Below are 18,240 nucleotides of genomic sequence, written 5' to 3'. Positions count from 1 at the left end.
TACATTACGGCCACCACACCCACCCGTCAAAACGCCCCCCACCCGGGCGTGTCGCACCACCAGCATCCGCTCCCCCGAACGTGAAAAACCGGGCCCACGTTATGAACGTGGGCCCGGTTTATAACCTGGGCCCAAGGACGGGGCCCAGGCCCCGTCCCAAAAAGCAGGGGCTAGTAGCGGTAGTGGTCTACTTTGTAGGGGCCTTCTACGGGAATGCCCAGGTAGCCCGCCTGCTCGGGCGTAAGCACGGTCAGCTCGACGCCGAGAGCGTCGAGATGCAGGCGGGCGACCTTCTCATCCAGCAGCTTCGGCAGCACGTACACGCCAACGGGGTACTTCTCCGGCGAAACGTACAGCTCAATCTGCGCGAGGACCTGATTGGTGAAGGAGTTGCTCATAACGAACGAGGGGTGACCGGTGGCGTTGCCCAGGTTCATCAGGCGCCCCTCCGACAGCACGAGCACGCTACGCCCGCTCGGCATGCGCCATTCGTCGACCTGCGGCTTGATCTGCACCTTGACCGCCCCCGGCAGCGACTCGAGCGCGGCCATGTCGATCTCGTTGTCGAAGTGACCAACGTTGGCGACGATGGCGAGGTGCTTCATGCGCAGCATGTGGTCGACACCGATGACGTTGAAGTTTCCGGTGCCACTGACGAAGATGTCGACCTGTTCGACGACGGAGTCGAGGCGGGCGACCTGAAAACCGTCCATCGCGGCCTGGAGCGCGTTGATCGGGTCGATCTCGCTCACGATCACCCGAGCGCCTTGGCCGCGTAGTGCTTCGGCGGCTCCCTTGCCAACATCACCGTAGCCAGCGACGAAGACGACCTTGCCGCCGATCAGCACGTCCGTGGCCCGGTTGAGTCCGTCCGGCAGTGAGTGGCGAATGCCGTACTTGTTGTCGAACTTGCTCTTGGTGACCGAGTCATTCACGTTGATAGCCGGAAATAACAGTTGTTTGCCCGCGGCAAGCTCGTAGAGTCGGTGGACACCGGTGGTGGTTTCCTCGGTGACGCCGATGAGATCGGCGGCCACCAAGGTCCAGCGGTCGCTCGATTCCGCGAGCGAGTGACGGAGGGCGGCGAGGATGACTCCATATTCGTGGCTGTCATCGGCAGCATCCGCTGGTACGGCGCCGGCCAGTTCGAACTCGCGACCCTTGTGCACGAGCATGGTGGCGTCGCCGCCGTCGTCGAGGATCAGGTTCGGGCCGGTCCACGCGGCTCCGGCCGCAGCCGCTTCGGCGCTCCAGTCGAAGATCTGCGACGTGCACCACCAGTACTCCTCAAGGGTCTCCCCCTTCCAGGCGAATACGGGAACACCGGCCGGGGCATCGGCTGTGCCGGTCGGGCCCACCGCGATCGCGGCGGCCGCGTCGTCCTGCGTGGAGAAAATATTGCAACTGGCCCAGCGCACTTGAGCACCGAGTGCAACGAGGGTCTCGATCAACACGGCGGTTTGCACGGTCATGTGCAGCGATCCGGCGATGCGGGCGCCGGCGAGCGGCTTGGTCTCACCGAATTCGGTGCGCAGAGCCATCAGCCCCGGCATCTCGTTTTCGGCCAGGCGCAACTGATGGCGGCCAGCCTCGGCGAGCGACACATCGGCGATCTTGTAGGTGAAGGTGGAGGGCACGGTGGGTGCGGCGACAGTCATGCTGCTATCTTGCCATTTCTCTCTGAACGAACTCCACATTGTTCTGCTGGTGCGTGGGCAGGCCACCCAGCGAGCGGATGCCACCCCCACCAAGAATGGGTCACGGCAGCGTCGGGCTTTCAACGTCGGGATCGTCGGCCAGAAGCCGGTGGCGTATGAGGTGCCAGCCACGCGGAGCACTCGTGCGTTCCGCATGTCGAGAGCACAGGTCAAAGCTGTGTGGTTCCGCTTGAATGGAGAGCGGGCCGAGTACTGCCAGGGACTCCCCATAGTCAAAGGTGAGCGTGGCCACCGAGGGTTCGAGGCAGGCGACACGAGAACACGGGCGGAATGTCATTGCCTGTAAGGGTAGCCGCTTCCCGGCCGCCGTAGGATGGCAGCATGTCTCGATCCCGTCGTTCAGCAGCGCCCGAACCGACGGTGCGCGGTCGCGGACGCGACCGGCACGGCCGCGGCATCCGTAGTTCGGCGACCGGCCCGTTCCTGCCGCCACTGCGCACCCGCATCGACCTGTTTGACATGACGATCGCCAGCACAATCGAGTATTTGCGCGGCGTCTGGCCGGAAGAACTGGGCAAATCCGTGTTCGAGGTCGCCTCCGGACCGCCCTCGGTCATACCCGGCATTGGCGTGGAACGCTGGATGGTGACGCCGGAGACGAACCGCGTCGTGTTCTACCGCCTGCCGATCCAGCGCCTGTCACGCCTGCACGAAAACGATGAGATACACCAGCGCATGATGATCGAGACCTGCGTCTTTCGCGGCGTCGCCGAACTGCTCGGCAAAGACCCCTGGGACCTCGCGCCGGATCGCTTCCGCCACTTCTAGGTATCGGTCCACGCCCGGCGACCACCGCGCGGGTGTCGCCGGCACGTGTGCGAGATGGTGACACGTGATCGAATCAGTGCACTTCTCCGACGCCTGCCGCGAGCAGATAACCGGTTCGACCGGCATCCGCCTTTCGGACCGATCCTCGCTATGACTGGGATCGCGGCCTTTCGGCGCGATGAGTCGGCGTGTCAGCGCGTCTGGACGTTTGCTGTATTTAGTAACAGAAAGATAACAGATCGGGGCAATTCCAAACCGATTCCGGGATGGAGCCGAACACCATGCAGACCCCAACACCACCTGCTCTATCGACGGAAAAGGATTCATCCTATGCGTACATTCACCAAGGCCACCATCGGTTTCGCCTCTGCTGGAATTCTCATCGCCGGCCTCGCCGGCTGCTCGTCGGACGCCGGCACGACGACCCCGGCGCCCGCTTCGAGCTCAAGCTCGTCCAGCTCGGCCGAAGCCACGCCGACGCCGCTCGCCTCGATTCCCAGCCTCTCCGGTGTTGACACCGCCGTGTTGCTCGACGCCGACTTCGGCGCTGCACTGACGAGCCTCGGCCTGACCGCCGGAACCGTGGGAACGGCCACTCTCGAAGAAGGCAGCCTGCACTTTCCGATCTCCGGTGGCAACGTGGACTACTACGACCCGGCCGAAAGCTACCGCCCCTTCGTTCAGGGCTCCATTCAGCACGAGGGATCCGGATTCTCGCTGACCGCCGGCGATACCGTCGTCGAGCTGACCAACTTCACCATCGACCCCGGCACCTCGGAGCTCTTCGGTGACGTCTCGGTCAACGGCGAGTCCGCCGCCACCCAGGCCCTGCTGTTCGACCTCTACGGTTCGACCCTGGAGCCGCTCAAGATGGAAGGCGACAACGCCATCCTCACCGGCACCACGGTTCACATCTCTTCCGTCGCCGCCGGCCTGCTGAACTCCACGTTCAGCACCGACGCCGTCACTGACCAGATGCTCGTTGGCATCGCAACCATCACCGCCGCCACCAAGTAGTGGCTCGGCTCTCCACGAGCGAATAGGCAGTACAGCAAAGATCGGGGCCCGCCACACGGCGGGCCCCGATCTTTGCGTGCCCCGGGCCGCTTACGGTTCGCGGCACTCGGTAGGGAAGCGGGCACCCGTTCGTACGAGTGCCCGCTTCCCTACCGAGTGCCACGACACGTTTGCGCCAGACACGACTGGACCACGACACGATCAAGCCCCGGGATGCGCCAGCGGGCGTTCAGCGCATCAAACGGATGCCGCCACCCGGCTGCGCAGCTCGTCGCGCACGCTCACGGCAAGGTCGGGGTGGTCGACGAAGACCCCGTCGATTCCGCTGCCCATGACCGCCGCGAACTCGTCGCGCCAGTGGCCGAAACTGCCCGGCTGATCCCCAAGGCGACACGACGCGGTAAGAAAAGCATTCTCCGGCCGCAGGGTCCAGCAGAAGATGTCCAGCCCGGCCGCGTGGGCGTCAGTAACGAGAGAAGAAATCACCAGGTCGCCGACGGCATCCGCCTCGATGATCAGGGATTTGTCTACGCTGATGCCGTCGACGGTGCTACTGAGGGCATCGAGACCGGTTGCGGTGAGGTAATCGGAGTAATACGGCGCTCCGGCGCCGAGCCGGGCGACCTGATCGAGGGGCTGACCGGTTGCGGCGATCAGGAACACGCCTCGAGCGGTCATGCCGCGTGCCGCAATCTGCTCAAGCACGGTCGCCTCGAAGCTCTCGATGATGAGGCGGTCGTCGTCGTCGTTCCAACCGGCCGCGCGCACCTCGTCGACGAACAGCTCGTCGAGGGGCAAGCCGATCGAGGCGAAATAGGCGGCGTTCTTGATCTCCGCGACCATGCCGAGGGGGCGCCGAGAGGTGTTTGAGGCCTCGTCGATAAGCTCAAACAGGTCGCTCAACCTCATGATCGGGTATCGGTCGTCGTGCTGCGCATTCTGCGGGCGCACGTGTGCAAGACGCTCCCGGGCGCGCAGAGTGGCCAGTTCGGCCCAGGTGAAGTCTTCGGTGAACCAGCCAGTGAGGGTGTGACCGGCGAACTCCTTGGTCGTGCGGCGGCCGGTGAACTCGGCACGAGAAGCGACATCCGTGGTGACGGAAATGTCGTTTTCGTGGCGCAGCACCAACACTCCATCTCGGGTGGCGACGATGTCAGGTTCGACCGAGTCGGCGCCGAGCTCGAACGCGAGGGCGTAGGCGGAACGGGTGTGTTCGGGGCGGTAGCCGCTGGCTCCGCGGTGACCGATGACAAGAGGGGACATCTGCACACCGTAACGCCGACGAGTGACACCGACGGTCGGTTCAGGTGAACACCCGCTGAAGTTTTGACGCGGTGCAGGCGAACGCCACGCGACAACTGCGCGTATACGCGTAAATCGGCCGATCAGCTATCGATACGTTGCCTAACCTGACAGAGTCTGCTGCTTGGCCGACGGCACTTTTCAGGGGGATTTCAGCGCATGCCCACCATCGAGGACCTGCACCGCGGCACTGCGTCAGCGGTAGCGGCCCCGACGAACGTCACGACACCGGCGCCGCGCCGCACATTCACCCCGCGCAAGAAAAAGAAACCGTGGAAATCGTGGCTGCTGTTTCTACTGTTCGCCGGGCCGAACGTGGCCCTGCTCATCGTCTTCACCTACAAGCCACTCCTGCAGTCGCTCTATTACTCGACCCTGCAGTGGAACCTGGGTTCGGCCTCGGCAATTCCGGTGGGTCTTGGCAACTATGTCACCTGGTTCAACGACCCCGGCACGGCTCGGGTCGTCACGGTCACCCTGATCTTCACCGTCGCAACCGTGGGCGGCGGCATGGTGATCGGCCTGCTGTTCGCGGTGTTGCTCAACCGCAAGCTGCACGGCCGCGGCGCCGCCCGCACCGTTATCGTTGCGCCGTACGTGCTCTCCGGGGTCGCGGTCGGCCTGCTTTGGCTGTTCGTTTTCGACCCGAACTTCGGCATCACTGCGGCGCTGCTCGACGCCATCGGCGTGGCCTCACCGCCCTGGTACAACGATCCACAGTGGGCGCTGGTCATGGTCATCATCGTCTACCTCTGGAAAAACGTCGGCTACGTCGCGCTCATCTATCTGGCGGCCCTGCAGTCGGTGCCCCGAGACTTGCTCGAGGCGGCGTCGCTCGACGGCGCAACGCCGGTGCGCGCATTTCGCAACATCGTGCTGCCGCTGCTCGGCCCGACGACCTTCTTTCTGTCGATCACGACGCTGCTGAGCTCGTTGCAGTCCTTCGACATCATCCAGGCGATGACCAAGGGCGGACCGCTCGAAGGCACCACCACGATGATGTACCAGATCTATCAGGAAGGCTTTCAGGCCGGTCGAGCCGGATATTCTTCCGCGGTCGCGACGATTTTGTTCGCCGTCTTGCTCGTGGTCACTCTGATTCAAATGAAGTACGTCGAGAAACGAGTGCACTACTGATGTCCACGCCTACCTCGACCTCGCGTCGCCGTACACCGCTTCAACTCGGCGGCTACCTTGGTCTGATTCTGGCCATTGCGATCATGATTCTGCCGCTGGTCTGGATGTTCCTGGCCGGGTTCAAGGAACGCGACGAGATTTACACGGTGCCGATCCAGTGGCTGCCCGACAGCTACGACCTGTCAAACTATGCCGCAGCCCTGGCCGCCGTGCCGTTCGGAAACTTCTTTCTCAACAGCACCATCACCACGGTGATCGGCGCCGGACTGAAAATGTTGCTCGGCCTGACCACCGCGTACGCTGTCGTCTTTCTGGAGTTTCCGTTCAAGAAGTTCGTCTTCGGCCTGGTGATCTTCGCCCTCCTGGTCCCGCAGCAGATCGTGATGATTCCCAACTTCACCCTTGTGGCCTCGCTCGGGTGGATCAACACGTATCAGGGCATCATCGTGCCCGGCCTCGCCAGCGCGTTCGGCACCTTTCTGTTTCGCCAGCATTTTCTGACCCTGCCGATCTCCATTCTCGAAGCCGCAGCACTCGACGGAGCCAGTCACTGGACCCGCCTCTGGCGTTTCATCGTGCCCATCTCGGCACCAACCATCGCCGCGGTGGCTTTGATCTCGATCGTCTCCGAATGGAACGAATACCTCTGGCCGTTGCTCGTCGTCGACCGCTCCGACATGATGACGCTGCCGGTGGGACTGACCCTGTTGCAAAACAACGACGGCGTCACCAACTGGGGCGTACTGATGGCCGGCACCGTGCTGGTCACCGTGCCGGTGCTCATCGCGTTTTTTGCGCTACAAAAACGCATCATCGCCGGGCTGACCGCCGGCGGCGTAACCGGCTGACGCATCGGCATCCGGTTATTCAGCGGATGCCGCCCCTCAATTTTCCACTCGAGACCACCCCCCACCAGGAGAGTTCTATGAACACGACACCCTCGTTCACCATCAACCGCCGGCAGATCTTGAAGCTCGCCGCCGTGTTCGGCGCCACGGCCACCCTTGCCGCGTGCAGCGGACCGTCGCTGGGAGCGGGCGCCGGTGCCGCTGACGTCGCGGTAATGGACTGGACGGGCATCACACCAGCCAAGGAAATCACCTGGTGGAGCAACCACCCGGGAACCTCGAAGCTGATCGAGGAAGAGATCATCAAGCGCTTCCAGGCCGAGAACCCGCAGATCACGGTGAACCTGGTCACGGCCGGCGCCAACTATGACGAGATCGCGCAGAAGTTTCAGGCGGCGTCGGGCACCAACAGCGTGCCCGACCTCGTGCTGGCCAGCGATGTGTGGTGGTTTCGCTACATGATCAACGGCCAGATTCTTCCGATCGACGATCTTGCCCGGCACCTCGAGATCGACACCGCCGACTTCAACAAAACCCTGTACGACGACTACACCTTCACCGGCAACCACTGGGCCATCCCCTACGCCCGCTCGACGCCGCTGTTCTATTACAACAAGGCCGTCTGGGCCAAGGCCGGGCTACCCGACCGCGCGCCCAAGACCTGGGCCGAATTCGATGAGTGGGCACCGAAGATCCAGGCCGATGGCGGTGTGACCCCCCTCGGTCTCGGCAAGGGTGCGTCCTGGGCTGCGTGGTGGTTCTGCAACATGCTGTGGGGACAGGGCGGTGCCTACTCTGACGAGTGGACGATGACGCTTGACACCCCCGAAGCGATCGCGGCAGCGGACTACTTGCAGTCACTGATTTACGACAAGAAGGTCGCCACCGTAGCGGCTGTGGACCAGGTCGCCGACTTCGGCGCCGGTCTGACCGGCTGCATCATGGGCTCGACCGGATCGCTCACCGGCATTTTGGAAGCCGCCAACTTCAAGGTCGGCACCGGCTTCCTGCCGGAAGGGCCCGAAGGCCAGGCCTGCCCGACCGGCGGAACCGGCATCGCCATCGCCGCCGACCGCACCCCGGAGCAGCAGTTGGCCGCCGGCATGTTCTTGAAGTTTCTCACCAACTCCGAGAACACGGCGTACTTCTCCTCGAACACCGGCTACATGCCGGTACGTACCTCCGCCCGCGACGGCGAGACGATGACCAAGGTCTACGCCGAGTTCCCGCAGTTTCGCACGGCCGTCGACCAGCTCGAGACCACCCGCTCGCAGGACTGGGGCCGCGTCTTCGTGCCGAACGGCGACAAGGAGCTCACTACAGCGCTGGAGAAGATCATGCTCCAGCAGACCGACCCGGCCGAGGCGTTCGCGGTCGCGAGCACGGCGATCGCAACCTCGTTCGACGAGAACGTGAGCGCTTACCTGTAGTTTCGGGGTTTTGTGGAAGCGGGTCCGCCGAGCAGGCGGGCCCGCTTTTGTGCGGGTGGAGATGGTTTCCGGGCGTTCGATGCTGATTTCGGATCGAAGCTCACTGGGTCAGCAAAGCGACTGGCCCGCGATGCCGGTCAGGGCCTTCAGCGCCCGGCCGCCGTAGACGGCGCGAGTTCGGCCAGTTCCGCGTCAAGATCGTCGTCGAGAGGGAAGTGACGTTCTGTATCCGCGCCAAGGTCTGTCACTCCGATGGCTCGATAGAATTCCGCAACCGCCCGGCGTCCATACGCCTCATGGTCGAAGGCGCTCGCGACGACGTCTCCGCGCAAGAAAGCGGTGAGGCCGGCCGCGAGACCTGCGTCGGTCTGCGGAACGACGAGACCGGCGGCCTGCGGCAGCGCATCGTGAACGGATGCGAAGGCCACCGTCACCACCGCGCGCCCCAGTACCAGTGCTTCCAGAATGACCATCGGGGCGCCCTCGTAGTCGCTCGACAGCACGAAGCAGTCCGCTGCCGCGAGCACAGGGTAGGGATTGGCGAGCGCTCCGGTCAGGGTGACCGCGGCCGACAGCTCCAGATCGAGGATCAGCGCTGTGAGTTCGGCTTTCAGTGGCCCCGAGCCGACAATGACGAGCCGGGTGAACGGATTCCGAGCGTGCACGAGGGCGAACGCCCGAATCAGTCGGGTCTGGTTCTTCTCCGGAGAGAGGCGCCCGATGGTGACGAACGTGGTCGTGGCTGCGGTGGCCGGCGACTCGATGCACGGCTGGGACACGTCAGCCGCGCCGCGCAGGATTCGTTCGACGTCGACGGTGTTGTGCGCAACTGTGAACTTGGAGCGCGGCGCATAAGCGGCGAGCGCTTCGGCATTGATTTCGGAAAGCGCCGGCGACACGGAGACCAGGTGGTCGTACCGGTCGTAGCGGGCGAAGGTCTCGGTGAGGCCGCGCAGCATCCGCTTGACTCCCCCGATGGCGCGGTGGGCGTCGGCGCCGAGGTCATTGTGCAGCCAGATCGAGCGCACGGCGGGAGGCGAGTGCAGCAGTAATTCAGCCCAAAATGGACCGTAGCCGCTGAAATCCACGACGTGATCGAAACGGCTGTCGCCAAAGCAGCGGGTGAACTCCGCAGTGAAGTCGGCGTCAGCCGCGGAGGTAGCACGGGCTCCGGACGTGATGCGCGCTCCGAGCGAACCAGCCCCGCCGGGGGCGTCGGCCCGAGCCGCGCGGCGACGAGCAAGCCGCTGCCTCACTCCGCCATTCATGCCGCCGATACGGGCGAACTGTCGCACTCGCGGGTCGATCAGGCGCTGGTTGGCGCGACGGGCCGGGGCTGCACTCTTCGCGAAGGTGACCGAGATGTCAAACCGTTCGTGGTCGATGGCGCCGAGCAGGTTGAGTGCGGCAGAGGTGATGCCGTTGGGCTTCATGCCGCCGAGATAGATGAGCACGGAGGTGCGGACGGCGGCGGACGGCACGCGCAGCAGCGGACTGGAGTCGGCACCGCGAAAGACGATGTCGATCACGCGGGCACTCGCAGCGCCGTCATCCTGGCCGACATAGTCGTGTTGGGCGATTCGATAGCGCTCGGTGAAGGCCGGCAGCCTTCCATGGTCTGCGATTTGGCCAATGAATGCGACGACCTCCGCTACCGTGCGACAGACCGGGCCGGGCAGCTCAGTCGGCGCCAGGTAGAGCCCCCGGGTCTGCTCGAAGTCGGTGAGGTCGGGCGTGAAGAACACAATCGGCAGACCGGTCGCGAGAAAGTCGAAGAAGATGCTCGAGTAGTCCGTGACGAGTATGCCGGCGAGCCCGAGCACGACGTTGGTAGGCAAGTCGTTCGGCACCAGAATCCGGGCGAGGTCCGCGCGGCCGGAAGCGAGTGCGTGCACAGCCTGGTGAGTTTTCAGCAACACGATATAACGACTGCCGTCGATTCCGGCTTCGATGTGCCGAACGCGCTCGAGCAGGGCGTCGAGGTCGTCGTCGGGGTGGGCGAAGGAGGAGCCCTTCCACGTGGGCGCGTACAGCACGATCTCGCGGCCACCGGGGTTGAGCTGCGCGAGCCGGGATCGTGCGCTTTGGGATTCCGCCGCGGAGAGCGTCTGCCGGTCGATGCGGGGGTAGCCGGCCAGCAGCATCCGTCCGTGAAAGATGCCGTCGAGTTTGTAGGCGCGCTCATACATTTGACGGGCCATGAACGGGTTGGCGGCGAGCAGATAGTCGGCACTGACAAAGTTGCGCACGATATTGGACGTCCCGAAAGCGCCGTCGGCCATGTCGTAGCCCATGTGTTTGAGCGGCGTGCCGTGCCAGGTGTTGAGGTAGATCTGGCCGACTCGTTTGGAAAATTGCGGTGGAAAGGTGGCGTTGCTGATGAGGTAGCGGCTCGTGGCGAGTGCCCGATAGTAGGCGGGCGAGCCGCTTTTCACAAAGCGCACCGTGCGATCGTGGCGAAATTCCCGGCGTGCCAAGCGCGGGTCCTTGAGCGCCCAGACATGCCGTAAGTGCCCCTGATCAGGCGTATTACGCAGTTGCCGGAACAGTGCCTCTGGGTTGCAGAGCAGCCCGGATCCGTTGAACGCTTCGTACAGCACGTGGTGCGGGCGAATCGGACGGGTACGCCAGTAGGCGTGGGCTTCGTAGCGTACCGCCCGACGGATGCGGCCAACCAGCCTGGTGAGGCGGCGACGCGGCCCATCGCTCCAGCGTGAAAGTACGGGAGCGAAGAGCAGCACGAGCGTGCCCAGTTTGGCGGCGAGGCTTGAAGCAGGGGGCCCAGCGATTTGGAAGGCGACGGGTTCAGTGTGGGGCCGGGGCGGCAGTGCGGGCACGGTCACAGCGCCGGGTACGCTGTCGGGAGGCTGAGGCCGCGCTCGGTGAGCACGCCGCGCAGCCGGGTGGGATAGTCGGTGATGATGCCGTCAACTCCCAGGTCGACGAGGGTGTGCATGAGCGCGGTCTCGCTGACCGTCCATGGGATCACGGGCAGTCCGGCGGAATGGGCTTCGGCCATGAGCTCGGGCGTGACCGTCTTGAACGTTGGCGACAGCGCGTCATAGCCCTTTGCGGCAGCTGCCCGGGCGACGGAGCCGTCGTAGTCGTCGATATCGATCCCACCGAGGTGCACGCTTCTGCCAGGCTGGCCCACTTCGAGCCAGTCGTCGTCCTGGGCAAGGGCGACAAGTCGCAGCTCGGGCGATATGCGCCGCACGAGGTCGAGGGAGGCCCAGTCGAAACTCTGCACGGTGATTCGGTCGGCACGGCCTGAGACCGCGATGGCGGCGACGACGGCGCGCGTGAGCGCCATCATTTCCCCTTCACCGGTTGGGCCTGGGGTTTCGATCTTGGTCTCGATGTTGAGCTGCACGGTGTCGGCCTGGTGAGCGTCGACGAGCGCGAACACGTCGGCCAATTCGACGATCATGTTGCCGGGCACGTTGTGCTGCTCCGGATAGCCGGGCAGCTGCTGGTATCCGCAGTCCAGCGTTTGAATCTGGGCAAGAGTCAGTTCGCGCACGCGCGTGCCTGCATAGGGGAAGGCGGGGTCCTTACGGAAGGCGGCCTCCGTGTCGCGGCATTTGCTCGTGGTGAGCACATCGTCGTGCCAGACGACGACGGCGTCATCGCGGGTGAGGTGCGTGTCGAGTTCGAGCGTGCTGACGCCGAGTTCGAGCGAGGCAGCGAAGGCGGCGAGGCTCTCCTCGGTGTGTTCACCGCGGCCGCCACGGTGAGATTGCAGGTCGAAGGCGGCGCTCTGGTCGAGGGGCGCAGCTGCCCGGGCCGGTTCGGCGAGCGCCGACTCTCCTTGCGCGGCCACGACAGCCCCGCCAACCAGAACCGTACTGAGGGCGGCGGCCGCCGCGATGATCAAAATCTTGCGCATGCCGGCACTCTTTCGTGGATCGCAGTACGCCGAAAAGGCGCGCTGCTGCTCACGTTATGGAGCCGAGGTGACCGGCATCCACCGCGCAGCCGTCAGGCGGATGAACTCTGTGTGAACACGAACGGGTGACGCATCCGTTTCAAAACTCCGGGGCCGGCGCGACGCAGTGACACGGCGACGATCACGATGACCGCGATCGCGATCGACACCCGGGTGAGCTCCGGGTTCGGCACGAGCAGCCGCAGAGTGAGCGCCATCGGAACGAGCAGCCATTCCCAGCGGCCGCTGAGTGCCACGAACGGCAGCAGCAGCAGCGCATACCAGGGGTAGCGGGGGCTGAGCACGAGCAGGGTCGCGCCGATCATAACCAGTTGCCCGACCCAGGGCCGGTTCTGGTCGGTGGTGAGAATCACCAGCACGGCGACCACGGCCAGGATCAGGCCGGCCACGATAATAGCGGATGACCCCGGCGCGACCAGAGACACCAGCGCGAACCGAGAGCCGTCCTGGTAACCCTCCTCACTCAGGTAACCGGGCAGGTAGCCCAGCACCCCGATTCCGGTGGCCAGCACATAGGGCACATACAGCAGCGCAAAGCTGAGAACGGATGCCGCCACCATGCGCCAGCCGCCCCGCTTGAGCAGGGCCGGCGCCGCCAGTACCGGGATGAGTTTGGTACCGATCGCTATTCCAAGCATGATGCCGCCGCGCCAGACCTTTCTGGTCGAGACCAGAAAAACGGCTGCGACGACGAAGATGACGCCGAGCATGTCGACGTGCGAGTTGGTGACGGCCTCGGTCGCCACGAGCGGACACCAGGCCCAGAGCGCCGCATTTCTTTCATCGAGGCCGCGGCGGCGCATTCCAACCAGCAGCATGACGGTGGTACCGAGGCTCAGCAGCAGCCCGGCGAACTGCAACGGCCAGTAGGCGGGGCCGGGACCAGTGAGAAAACGTACGCCGGCGAAGAAGATCTCGCTGGCCGGCGGGTAAATCGTGGGCACGGCCGTGCGGTTGAGGGCTGAGCAGAGCAGATCGCCGTCGGTCGTGCGGGCGCGCGCAATGCGCTCGCCGATGCAGACTTCCGTGCCGGCGGCCGTGGTCTGGGGCGCCGGGAAGAGCCAGTCTGGTCTCAGGGAATCGAGGCGGGCATCCGCTGGTGTGAAGGCGTAGGGGCTGATGCCATTATTTTGTACGATGCCGTCCCACGCATAGCGAGCCGAGTCGGTGCTCGTGTTGGGTGGACCGACCATAGCCGCGCCGCCGATCAGCGCGGAGCCAGCCAGGATCAGAGCAACCACAGCCCTGCCGTTCACGCGACGCAGCAGCCACCAAGCCAGGCCGAACAGGAGCCAGAGCGCACTGGTGACCAGCACGAGTGGTATCTCGTCGCGGTCGGGTGCGAACAGGTGGAGGGTGCTGACGCTGAACGCGGTGAGGGCAGCGCTGAGCACGAGCAGTCCCGAGATCAGAATAAGTCGCACCAGACCATCCTCACCTACCTCTGCCCAATCGCGATGTTTTCGGGGAAGCGCGAGTGAGAAACCTGCAGACTGTAAGGCCTTCGGGGTAAACGCTCCTCGCCCAAGGTGACGGGGGAGCAGGTCGAGATTCTGCGGTCCGGCAGCGAGGATGCTGCTTAGCCCCACCCCTCGGGTTCAGTGAGCACGATCAGCGAAGTGACGCAGCGATCTCCGTCGCGACCAAAACCTTCATCGTGCTTCTCCTGAGTCTCGGCACGAGTCTCAGCGAGTAGATACCCATCACGCTAGTGACACCCACCGACAGTGCGGTGGGTCAGGGAGCGAAACCTCCCGGTAATGGCCTCAATGCGCCTGACCGACCCGGCCAGCCCGATGAAAAATGATTCCGACCAGCGACTTTTCTGGGAATAAGTTTGGCCATGTGCACATCGTAAGAAATTCACACCGCTTTTAGCGACCGTGTGGTGATGAAATAGAAGCATGCGGCGATTGATGTACGAGGCCCAGCGAGCGCTGGCATCGCCGGTGCGCAATCCGCGGATGGCGACAGTGATCGGGCGGCTGCTCGGCGCCGCTTTTCTGATCTGCTTCGGCACCGGCCTGTACAGTCATTTTTTGCAGGAACCCCTCGACTGGATGCGATTTGCGACGCGACCGGAGTTTCTGTACCAGGTGACGCAGGGCACGCACATCATCGCGGGAATCGCCTGCTTTCCCCTGTTGCTGGCCAAGCTGTACATCGTTTTTCCCAACCTGTTCGCCTATCCCCCGGTACGCGGGCTCGTTCATTTTCTGGAACGGGCCTCGATCGCCCTTTTTGTGGGCGCCTCGCTCGTGCAGATCACGATGGGGCTGCTCAACACTTTTCAGTGGTATCCGTGGCCGTTTCCGTTTCGGCAGGTGCACTTCGCGCTCGGCTGGGCGCTGATCGGGTTGCTGGTTATACATATCGGGGTGAAACTCCCGATGATCACTCGGTACTGGAGCAAGGGGTCCCTAGACAGCGAGCATCCGGAAGACGTGTACTCGGTCGATCGGGCTTCCAACGCGGAGGCCGTGCGATTGTGGGGCAGCAGCCGGCCCGGCGGCGTGACCGGGCGCGTACTCGATTACATCGACGCGACGCCGCGCACCCTGATCAGTAGCGTCAGTCGGCGCGGATTCCTCACGACGGTCGGCGTGGCCACCACTGCCGTCGTGGGCCTGACCGCTGGCCAGACCTTCACGCCGCTGAACGCGGTCAACCTGTTTGGGCCGCGTAAGAAGGGCGTCGGCCAGCAGGGCGTTCCGGTGAACCGCACGAGCGAGCAGGCCAAGGTAGCGGATGCCGCCCTGGCCGCGGGGTGGACCCTCACCGTGGCGGTGGCCGGCACCGAACGCTCCTTCACCCGTTCCGAGTTGCTGGCGCTGCCGCAGACCGAGGTTCAGCTTCCGATCGCCTGCGTCGAGGGCTGGAGCCAGATGGCCCACTGGCGCGGCGTGCGATTGAGCGACCTGGCCGACTTGTTGAGCGCCGACCCGGACACCTCGTTTCGTCTGATCAGCCTTGAAGAACGCGGCAGCTTCAGCAAAACCCAGATGGGCCGCGAGTATGTGCGGGACCCGCTCACCCTCGTCGCGCTCGAACTGAACGGTGAGACGCTCGACCTCGAGCACGGGTATCCTGCGCGCATGATCGCGCCGGGCCGCCCCGGCGTACTGCAGACCAAATGGCTCAGCCGAATCGAGGCGATCTGATGACGACGAGTAGGACGGGGCTGAATCCCCCGCCGGCCGGAATCCCGGCGTCGACCAGCCGACGGATGCGCAGCATCCGCCTGGCTCTGCTGGGTCTCGGTGTGCTGCTGCTTGCCTGGGGCGCGTTTGTGATGTTCGATTCGGTGCGGCTAACCCGCATACCGGGGGTCGCCCTGTGGATTGCGGCGGCGATTGTGCTGCACGATGCGATTCTGGCGCCGATCGTGTTCGCGTTCGGGATCGCGCTTCGGCGTGCCGGTCGGCGCGTAACCGGCACGGTCATTGCGATCGTTCAAGGCGCAATAGTGGTCGGGTCGATCGTGTCGCTGATCGCGGTGCCGACGCTCGTGGCGAAGAATTTCGCACCCGCGAATCCGACCGTGCTCCCGCTGAATTACGGACTGAACCTTGCGATCTTCTGGCTCCTGCTGGCCCTGGTCACCGTGGGGCTGTCGGTATGGGCTTTCCTGCGCTGGCGGAGCCCGGTCGAGGCCTTCCCGGATGACTCCGGGCGGTGACGTGCCGAGCTCCGGGCCCACCTTGTGGCCGTGGGCCAAGTTTATAGACTGGGCCCATGGACGGGGCCCGGGCCCCGTTCGTGGGTGCAGGATGGCAGCTAGGAGCGGGCCAGGCGGGCGAAAGAACGGCCGCCTCTGGTCCATTCGGCGACCTGCACCAGTCCGACCTTCGCGGCCCGACGACACAGGGCGCTGACGCCGAGTTCGGCCCACGGGAACGCGTCGCTCGTGTGTCCGGCGGCGTCATGCAGGGTACCTTCGTAGGCGAGGTCGTGCTCGGGGTCGCGGTGCACCTCAACGACGAGCACACCGTCGACGGCGAGCAACGACGCGCATCGGTCGAGCAGGGCGTCGGGATCACCACCGATGCCGATGTTGCCGTCGACGAGCAGCAGGGTCGCCCAGGTTCCCTCCAACGGAATGTCGTCGAAGACGGAGCGTTGCAGAACGGCGAGACCGGCCGCGAGGGCGATTCGCACGGCGGTCGGCGACACGTCGATTCCGAGGGCGCTGAGTCCCGCGTCGAGGGCGGCTTGAATCATGCGGCCCGGTCCGCAGCCAATGTCGAGCACCGGTCCGGCAGCCCCGTCGAGCAAGGAATGGTCGATCGGATCGGCTCCAGCGCTCCAGCGCCCGGCGTGCATTGTCGACACGCGCATCGGCGTGCCCGGGTCGGCACCGGCCCGATTGCCGTGGAGGTAGAGCACGTTGTCGTCGCTCTGCAACGCCTGGGCATACGGTTCGGACCCGCCAGCTCCGAACGTGCTCGGGCGGCGAAAGCGTTCCGCGGTCGCGCGGTCCACGTTTTCGACTGTGCCGTTTGCCCACTGCTCCCACAGGCGAGGCGACACGAGGGTCACGAGCGCGCCCCGCTCAGGGCTGTGGGCAGAAAATCGGCGTTCTGCAGGCGAGCGGATGCCCGCACCCCCGCGAAAGCACGCGCGAAGCGCGTGCGGGGGGCGACCGAGGCGACGGTGTGAGCATCCGTTATGGTGTCGATATCGGTGAGTGTCGGCAGGAGGCGCACGCTGAGCCCGGCCTCGTCGAGGCGTCGCAGCTGGTGGGCACCGGTGTCGGAGCGGCTCATCGGGACACCCCGGAGCAGCGTTCCACTCGGGCTTTTCAAAGCGAGCGCCCAGAAGCCGCCGTCGTCGGCCGGGCCGAACCAAGCATCCGTTTCGTCGCCCCAGTCCGTGAATACGGGGGCGAGCAGCTCAGCACTGACCTGGGGGGTGTCCATTCCGAGCAGCAGAGTGGGCTCGGCGAGGGTGTCGAAGATGGCAGCGAGGCGTTCGTCAAGGCCTCCAGTGCTCTGCGGCAAAATTTCCCACGCGGAGGCCTCCACCGGCGCAGTCACGCCATCAAACGCCAGAATGTAGCGCGTTGCCGGCAATTGTGACGCAACGGCGAGAGTGTCAGCGAGGCTGGCGGCGGCGAGTTCAGCCGCCTGCTCGAGCGAGAGCGGCGGGTGCAGCCGGGTCTTGACTTTGCCGGGCAGGCATTCCTTGGCAATGACGACGATCGCGGTCATGAGCGGGCCTCGTTCCGGATGCTGGGGTCGATGTTGGCGGCAGCGGCTGGTCTTCTGTAATCGGTACTGAGCAGCGCGGACATGTCTTTGATGGCGGTGAGGGTGCCGCGCACGGTTCCGGTCACTTTGCTGCGGCCGACGCGCGGCGCGTAAGGGGTATCGACTTCACGGATACGCCAGTTGGCCGCTGCGGCACCCAGAAACATCTCCAGCGGATACCCGCTACGGCGATCGATGAGGTCGAGGGCGAGAAGGTGGTCTCGGCGCGCCGCTCGCATAGGGCCAAGGTCATGAATATTCACACCTGTTGTTCGGCGCAGTCGCCAGGAAAGATAGGTATTTGCTAGACGGGCGTGCGGAGGCCAGGCGTTGCGGGTGGTGGGGCGGCGGCGCCCGAGCACGAGATCAGCCTCGTCAGCGCTGATCGGGTCGACCACGAGCGGCAGGTCGCGGGGGTCCATCGAGGCGTCGGCGTCGCAGAATGCCACGATCGGAGCCGTGGCCGCCAGGAGACCGGCGTGGGCAGCGGCACCGAATCCGCGGCGATTTTCGTGCACGACCTGTGCGCCGAGACTACGGGCGATTGCGGCCGATCCGTCGGTCGAGCCGTTGTCGACAACGATCGCGCGGTAGCCGACCGGCATGCGTTCGAGAATCCACGGCAGGGCCTGCGCCTCGTTCAGGCAGGGCAACACAACGTCCACCCGGAAATTGATCATTAGGCGAACTTAGGCGGGATGTCTGGGTGTGCGGGGTGAAAAAGATTACGAAACACGGAAAAAAGCTGGGGAACCCGTGTGGAAAGTGTTCCTCGGCGGGCGGATGACAGTGCCGGGTGGGCGCGAAACACTGGCGCCACCC

16 protein-coding genes are annotated in these 18,240 nt (G+C 64.7%); 7 read left to right on the top strand and 9 right to left on the bottom strand.

The window, feature by feature from the left end; translation table 11 throughout:
• Window positions 1–170: 170 nt before the first annotated feature.
• Both ahcY and CXY83_RS06610 read right to left on the bottom strand, forming a co-directional pair.
• Window positions 171–1,658: an adenosylhomocysteinase gene (gene ahcY / locus CXY83_RS06615; protein WP_104196571.1), complete on the bottom strand. Its 1,488-nt coding sequence runs from the start codon at window positions 1,656–1,658 to the stop codon at window positions 171–173.
• A 100-nt stretch (window positions 1,659–1,758) separates the two neighbouring features.
• On the bottom strand, window positions 1,759–1,995 hold the full coding sequence (locus tag CXY83_RS06610; RefSeq protein ID WP_104196570.1) for a DUF3499 family protein: 237 nt from the start codon (window positions 1,993–1,995) through the stop codon (window positions 1,759–1,761).
• A 44-nt stretch (window positions 1,996–2,039) separates the two neighbouring features.
• Here CXY83_RS06610 and CXY83_RS06605 point away from each other — a divergent pair, with 44 nt between their 5' ends.
• Both CXY83_RS06605 and CXY83_RS06600 read left to right on the top strand, forming a co-directional pair.
• Window positions 2,040–2,486: a metallopeptidase family protein gene (locus CXY83_RS06605; RefSeq protein WP_104196569.1), complete on the top strand. Its 447-nt coding sequence runs from the start codon at window positions 2,040–2,042 to the stop codon at window positions 2,484–2,486.
• A gap of 330 nt (window positions 2,487–2,816) precedes the next feature.
• Window positions 2,817–3,503 carry a hypothetical protein gene (locus CXY83_RS06600; RefSeq protein WP_104196568.1) on the top strand — a complete coding sequence of 229 codons (687 nt, stop codon included), beginning with the start codon at window positions 2,817–2,819 and terminating at the stop codon, window positions 3,501–3,503.
• 237 nt (window positions 3,504–3,740) lie between these two features.
• Here CXY83_RS06600 and CXY83_RS06595 read toward each other — a convergent pair whose 3' ends face one another.
• Window positions 3,741–4,766 (bottom strand): glycerophosphodiester phosphodiesterase family protein, encoded by a 1,026-nt coding sequence (locus tag CXY83_RS06595; RefSeq protein ID WP_104196594.1) that lies wholly within the window; start codon window positions 4,764–4,766, stop codon window positions 3,741–3,743.
• A 198-nt stretch (window positions 4,767–4,964) separates the two neighbouring features.
• Here CXY83_RS06595 and CXY83_RS06590 point away from each other — a divergent pair, with 198 nt between their 5' ends.
• The 3 genes from CXY83_RS06590 to CXY83_RS06580 all read left to right on the top strand — a co-directional run bounded on the left by CXY83_RS06590 (window position 4,965) and on the right by CXY83_RS06580 (window position 8,220).
• The gene (locus CXY83_RS06590; protein WP_104196567.1) at window positions 4,965–5,942 is read left to right on the top strand and encodes a carbohydrate ABC transporter permease; all 978 of its coding nucleotides are present in this window, start codon (window positions 4,965–4,967) and stop codon (window positions 5,940–5,942) included.
• The gene (locus CXY83_RS06585; RefSeq protein ID WP_104196566.1) at window positions 5,942–6,790 is read left to right on the top strand and encodes a carbohydrate ABC transporter permease; all 849 of its coding nucleotides are present in this window, start codon (window positions 5,942–5,944) and stop codon (window positions 6,788–6,790) included. Before CXY83_RS06590 ends, CXY83_RS06585 begins: the two co-directional genes overlap by 1 nt.
• Before the next feature lie 77 nt (window positions 6,791–6,867).
• Window positions 6,868–8,220, top strand: a complete 1,353-nt coding sequence (locus CXY83_RS06580) for an ABC transporter substrate-binding protein (protein ID WP_104196565.1) — start codon at window positions 6,868–6,870, stop codon at window positions 8,218–8,220.
• Between the two features lie 146 nt (window positions 8,221–8,366).
• Here the strand turns inward: CXY83_RS06580 and CXY83_RS06575 are convergent, their stop codons facing one another.
• The 3 genes from CXY83_RS06575 to CXY83_RS06565 all read right to left on the bottom strand — a co-directional run bounded on the left by CXY83_RS06575 (window position 8,367) and on the right by CXY83_RS06565 (window position 13,593).
• A complete protein-coding gene (locus CXY83_RS06575; protein WP_233200651.1) occupies window positions 8,367–11,063 on the bottom strand; it encodes a glycosyltransferase in 2,697 nt (898 codons plus the stop codon).
• Complete coding sequence (locus CXY83_RS06570) at window positions 11,060–12,109, bottom strand: glycerophosphodiester phosphodiesterase family protein (protein WP_104196564.1); 1,050 nt, start codon at window positions 12,107–12,109, stop codon at window positions 11,060–11,062. The genes CXY83_RS06575 and CXY83_RS06570 overlap by 4 nt, the downstream gene beginning before the upstream one ends.
• A 92-nt stretch (window positions 12,110–12,201) precedes the next feature.
• Window positions 12,202–13,593 (bottom strand): glycosyltransferase family 87 protein, encoded by a 1,392-nt coding sequence (locus CXY83_RS06565; RefSeq protein WP_104196563.1) that lies wholly within the window; start codon window positions 13,591–13,593, stop codon window positions 12,202–12,204.
• A 480-nt stretch (window positions 13,594–14,073) separates the two neighbouring features.
• Between CXY83_RS06565 and CXY83_RS06560 the strand changes: the two genes are divergently transcribed.
• Together CXY83_RS06560 and CXY83_RS06555 are read left to right on the top strand one after the other, a co-directional pair.
• Window positions 14,074–15,330: a molybdopterin-dependent oxidoreductase gene (locus tag CXY83_RS06560; RefSeq protein ID WP_104196562.1), complete on the top strand. Its 1,257-nt coding sequence runs from the start codon at window positions 14,074–14,076 to the stop codon at window positions 15,328–15,330.
• Window positions 15,330–15,848: a hypothetical protein gene (locus tag CXY83_RS06555; RefSeq protein ID WP_134571177.1), complete on the top strand. Its 519-nt coding sequence runs from the start codon at window positions 15,330–15,332 to the stop codon at window positions 15,846–15,848. The genes CXY83_RS06560 and CXY83_RS06555 overlap by 1 nt, the downstream gene beginning before the upstream one ends.
• A 98-nt stretch (window positions 15,849–15,946) precedes the next feature.
• On the opposite strand, the gene CXY83_RS06550 is transcribed toward CXY83_RS06555, so the two are convergent.
• Genes CXY83_RS06550 through CXY83_RS06540 form a run of 3 tightly spaced genes read right to left on the bottom strand, consistent with a single transcriptional unit; the run spans window position 15,947 to window position 18,098 of the window.
• The gene (locus CXY83_RS06550) at window positions 15,947–16,708 is read right to left on the bottom strand and encodes a bifunctional 2-polyprenyl-6-hydroxyphenol methylase/3-demethylubiquinol 3-O-methyltransferase UbiG (protein ID WP_233200650.1); all 762 of its coding nucleotides are present in this window, start codon (window positions 16,706–16,708) and stop codon (window positions 15,947–15,949) included.
• The gene (locus tag CXY83_RS06545) at window positions 16,705–17,379 is read right to left on the bottom strand and encodes a DUF2064 domain-containing protein (RefSeq protein WP_104196560.1); all 675 of its coding nucleotides are present in this window, start codon (window positions 17,377–17,379) and stop codon (window positions 16,705–16,707) included. Before CXY83_RS06545 ends, CXY83_RS06550 begins: the two co-directional genes overlap by 4 nt.
• Complete coding sequence (locus CXY83_RS06540; protein ID WP_104196559.1) at window positions 17,376–18,098, bottom strand: glycosyltransferase family 2 protein; 723 nt, start codon at window positions 18,096–18,098, stop codon at window positions 17,376–17,378. Before CXY83_RS06540 ends, CXY83_RS06545 begins: the two co-directional genes overlap by 4 nt.
• Between the last annotated feature and the right edge of the window lie 142 nt (window positions 18,099–18,240).

The sequence above is a fragment of the Cryobacterium sp. M15 genome, assembly GCF_002929675.1.
In the GTDB taxonomy this organism is placed as follows: Bacteria; Actinomycetota; Actinomycetes; order Actinomycetales; family Microbacteriaceae; genus Cryobacterium; species Cryobacterium lyxosi.
The sequence above is the reverse complement of the archived record's forward strand: the minus strand, read 5'-3'. Positions and strand labels throughout refer to the sequence as shown.

Bases quoted from the DNA above. Each gene is read 5' to 3' on its own strand.
- ahcY (WP_104196571.1), bottom strand. From the start codon at position 1,658: ATGACTGTCGCCGCACCCACCGTGCCCTCCACCTTCACCTACAAGATC.
- CXY83_RS06610 (WP_104196570.1), bottom strand. From the start codon at position 1,995: ATGACATTCCGCCCGTGTTCTCGTGTCGCCTGCCTCGAACCCTCGGTG.
- CXY83_RS06605 (WP_104196569.1), top strand. From the start codon at position 2,040: ATGTCTCGATCCCGTCGTTCAGCAGCGCCCGAACCGACGGTGCGCGGT.
- CXY83_RS06600 (WP_104196568.1), top strand. From the start codon at position 2,817: ATGCGTACATTCACCAAGGCCACCATCGGTTTCGCCTCTGCTGGAATT.
- CXY83_RS06595 (WP_104196594.1), bottom strand. From the start codon at position 4,766: ATGTCCCCTCTTGTCATCGGTCACCGCGGAGCCAGCGGCTACCGCCCC.
- CXY83_RS06590 (WP_104196567.1), top strand. From the start codon at position 4,965: ATGCCCACCATCGAGGACCTGCACCGCGGCACTGCGTCAGCGGTAGCG.
- CXY83_RS06585 (WP_104196566.1), top strand. From the start codon at position 5,942: ATGTCCACGCCTACCTCGACCTCGCGTCGCCGTACACCGCTTCAACTC.
- CXY83_RS06580 (WP_104196565.1), top strand. From the start codon at position 6,868: ATGAACACGACACCCTCGTTCACCATCAACCGCCGGCAGATCTTGAAG.
- CXY83_RS06570 (WP_104196564.1), bottom strand. From the start codon at position 12,109: ATGCGCAAGATTTTGATCATCGCGGCGGCCGCCGCCCTCAGTACGGTT.
- CXY83_RS06560 (WP_104196562.1), top strand. From the start codon at position 14,074: ATGCGGCGATTGATGTACGAGGCCCAGCGAGCGCTGGCATCGCCGGTG.
- CXY83_RS06555 (WP_134571177.1), top strand. From the start codon at position 15,330: ATGACGACGAGTAGGACGGGGCTGAATCCCCCGCCGGCCGGAATCCCG.
- CXY83_RS06545 (WP_104196560.1), bottom strand. From the start codon at position 17,379: ATGACCGCGATCGTCGTCATTGCCAAGGAATGCCTGCCCGGCAAAGTC.
- CXY83_RS06540 (WP_104196559.1), bottom strand. From the start codon at position 18,098: ATGATCAATTTCCGGGTGGACGTTGTGTTGCCCTGCCTGAACGAGGCG.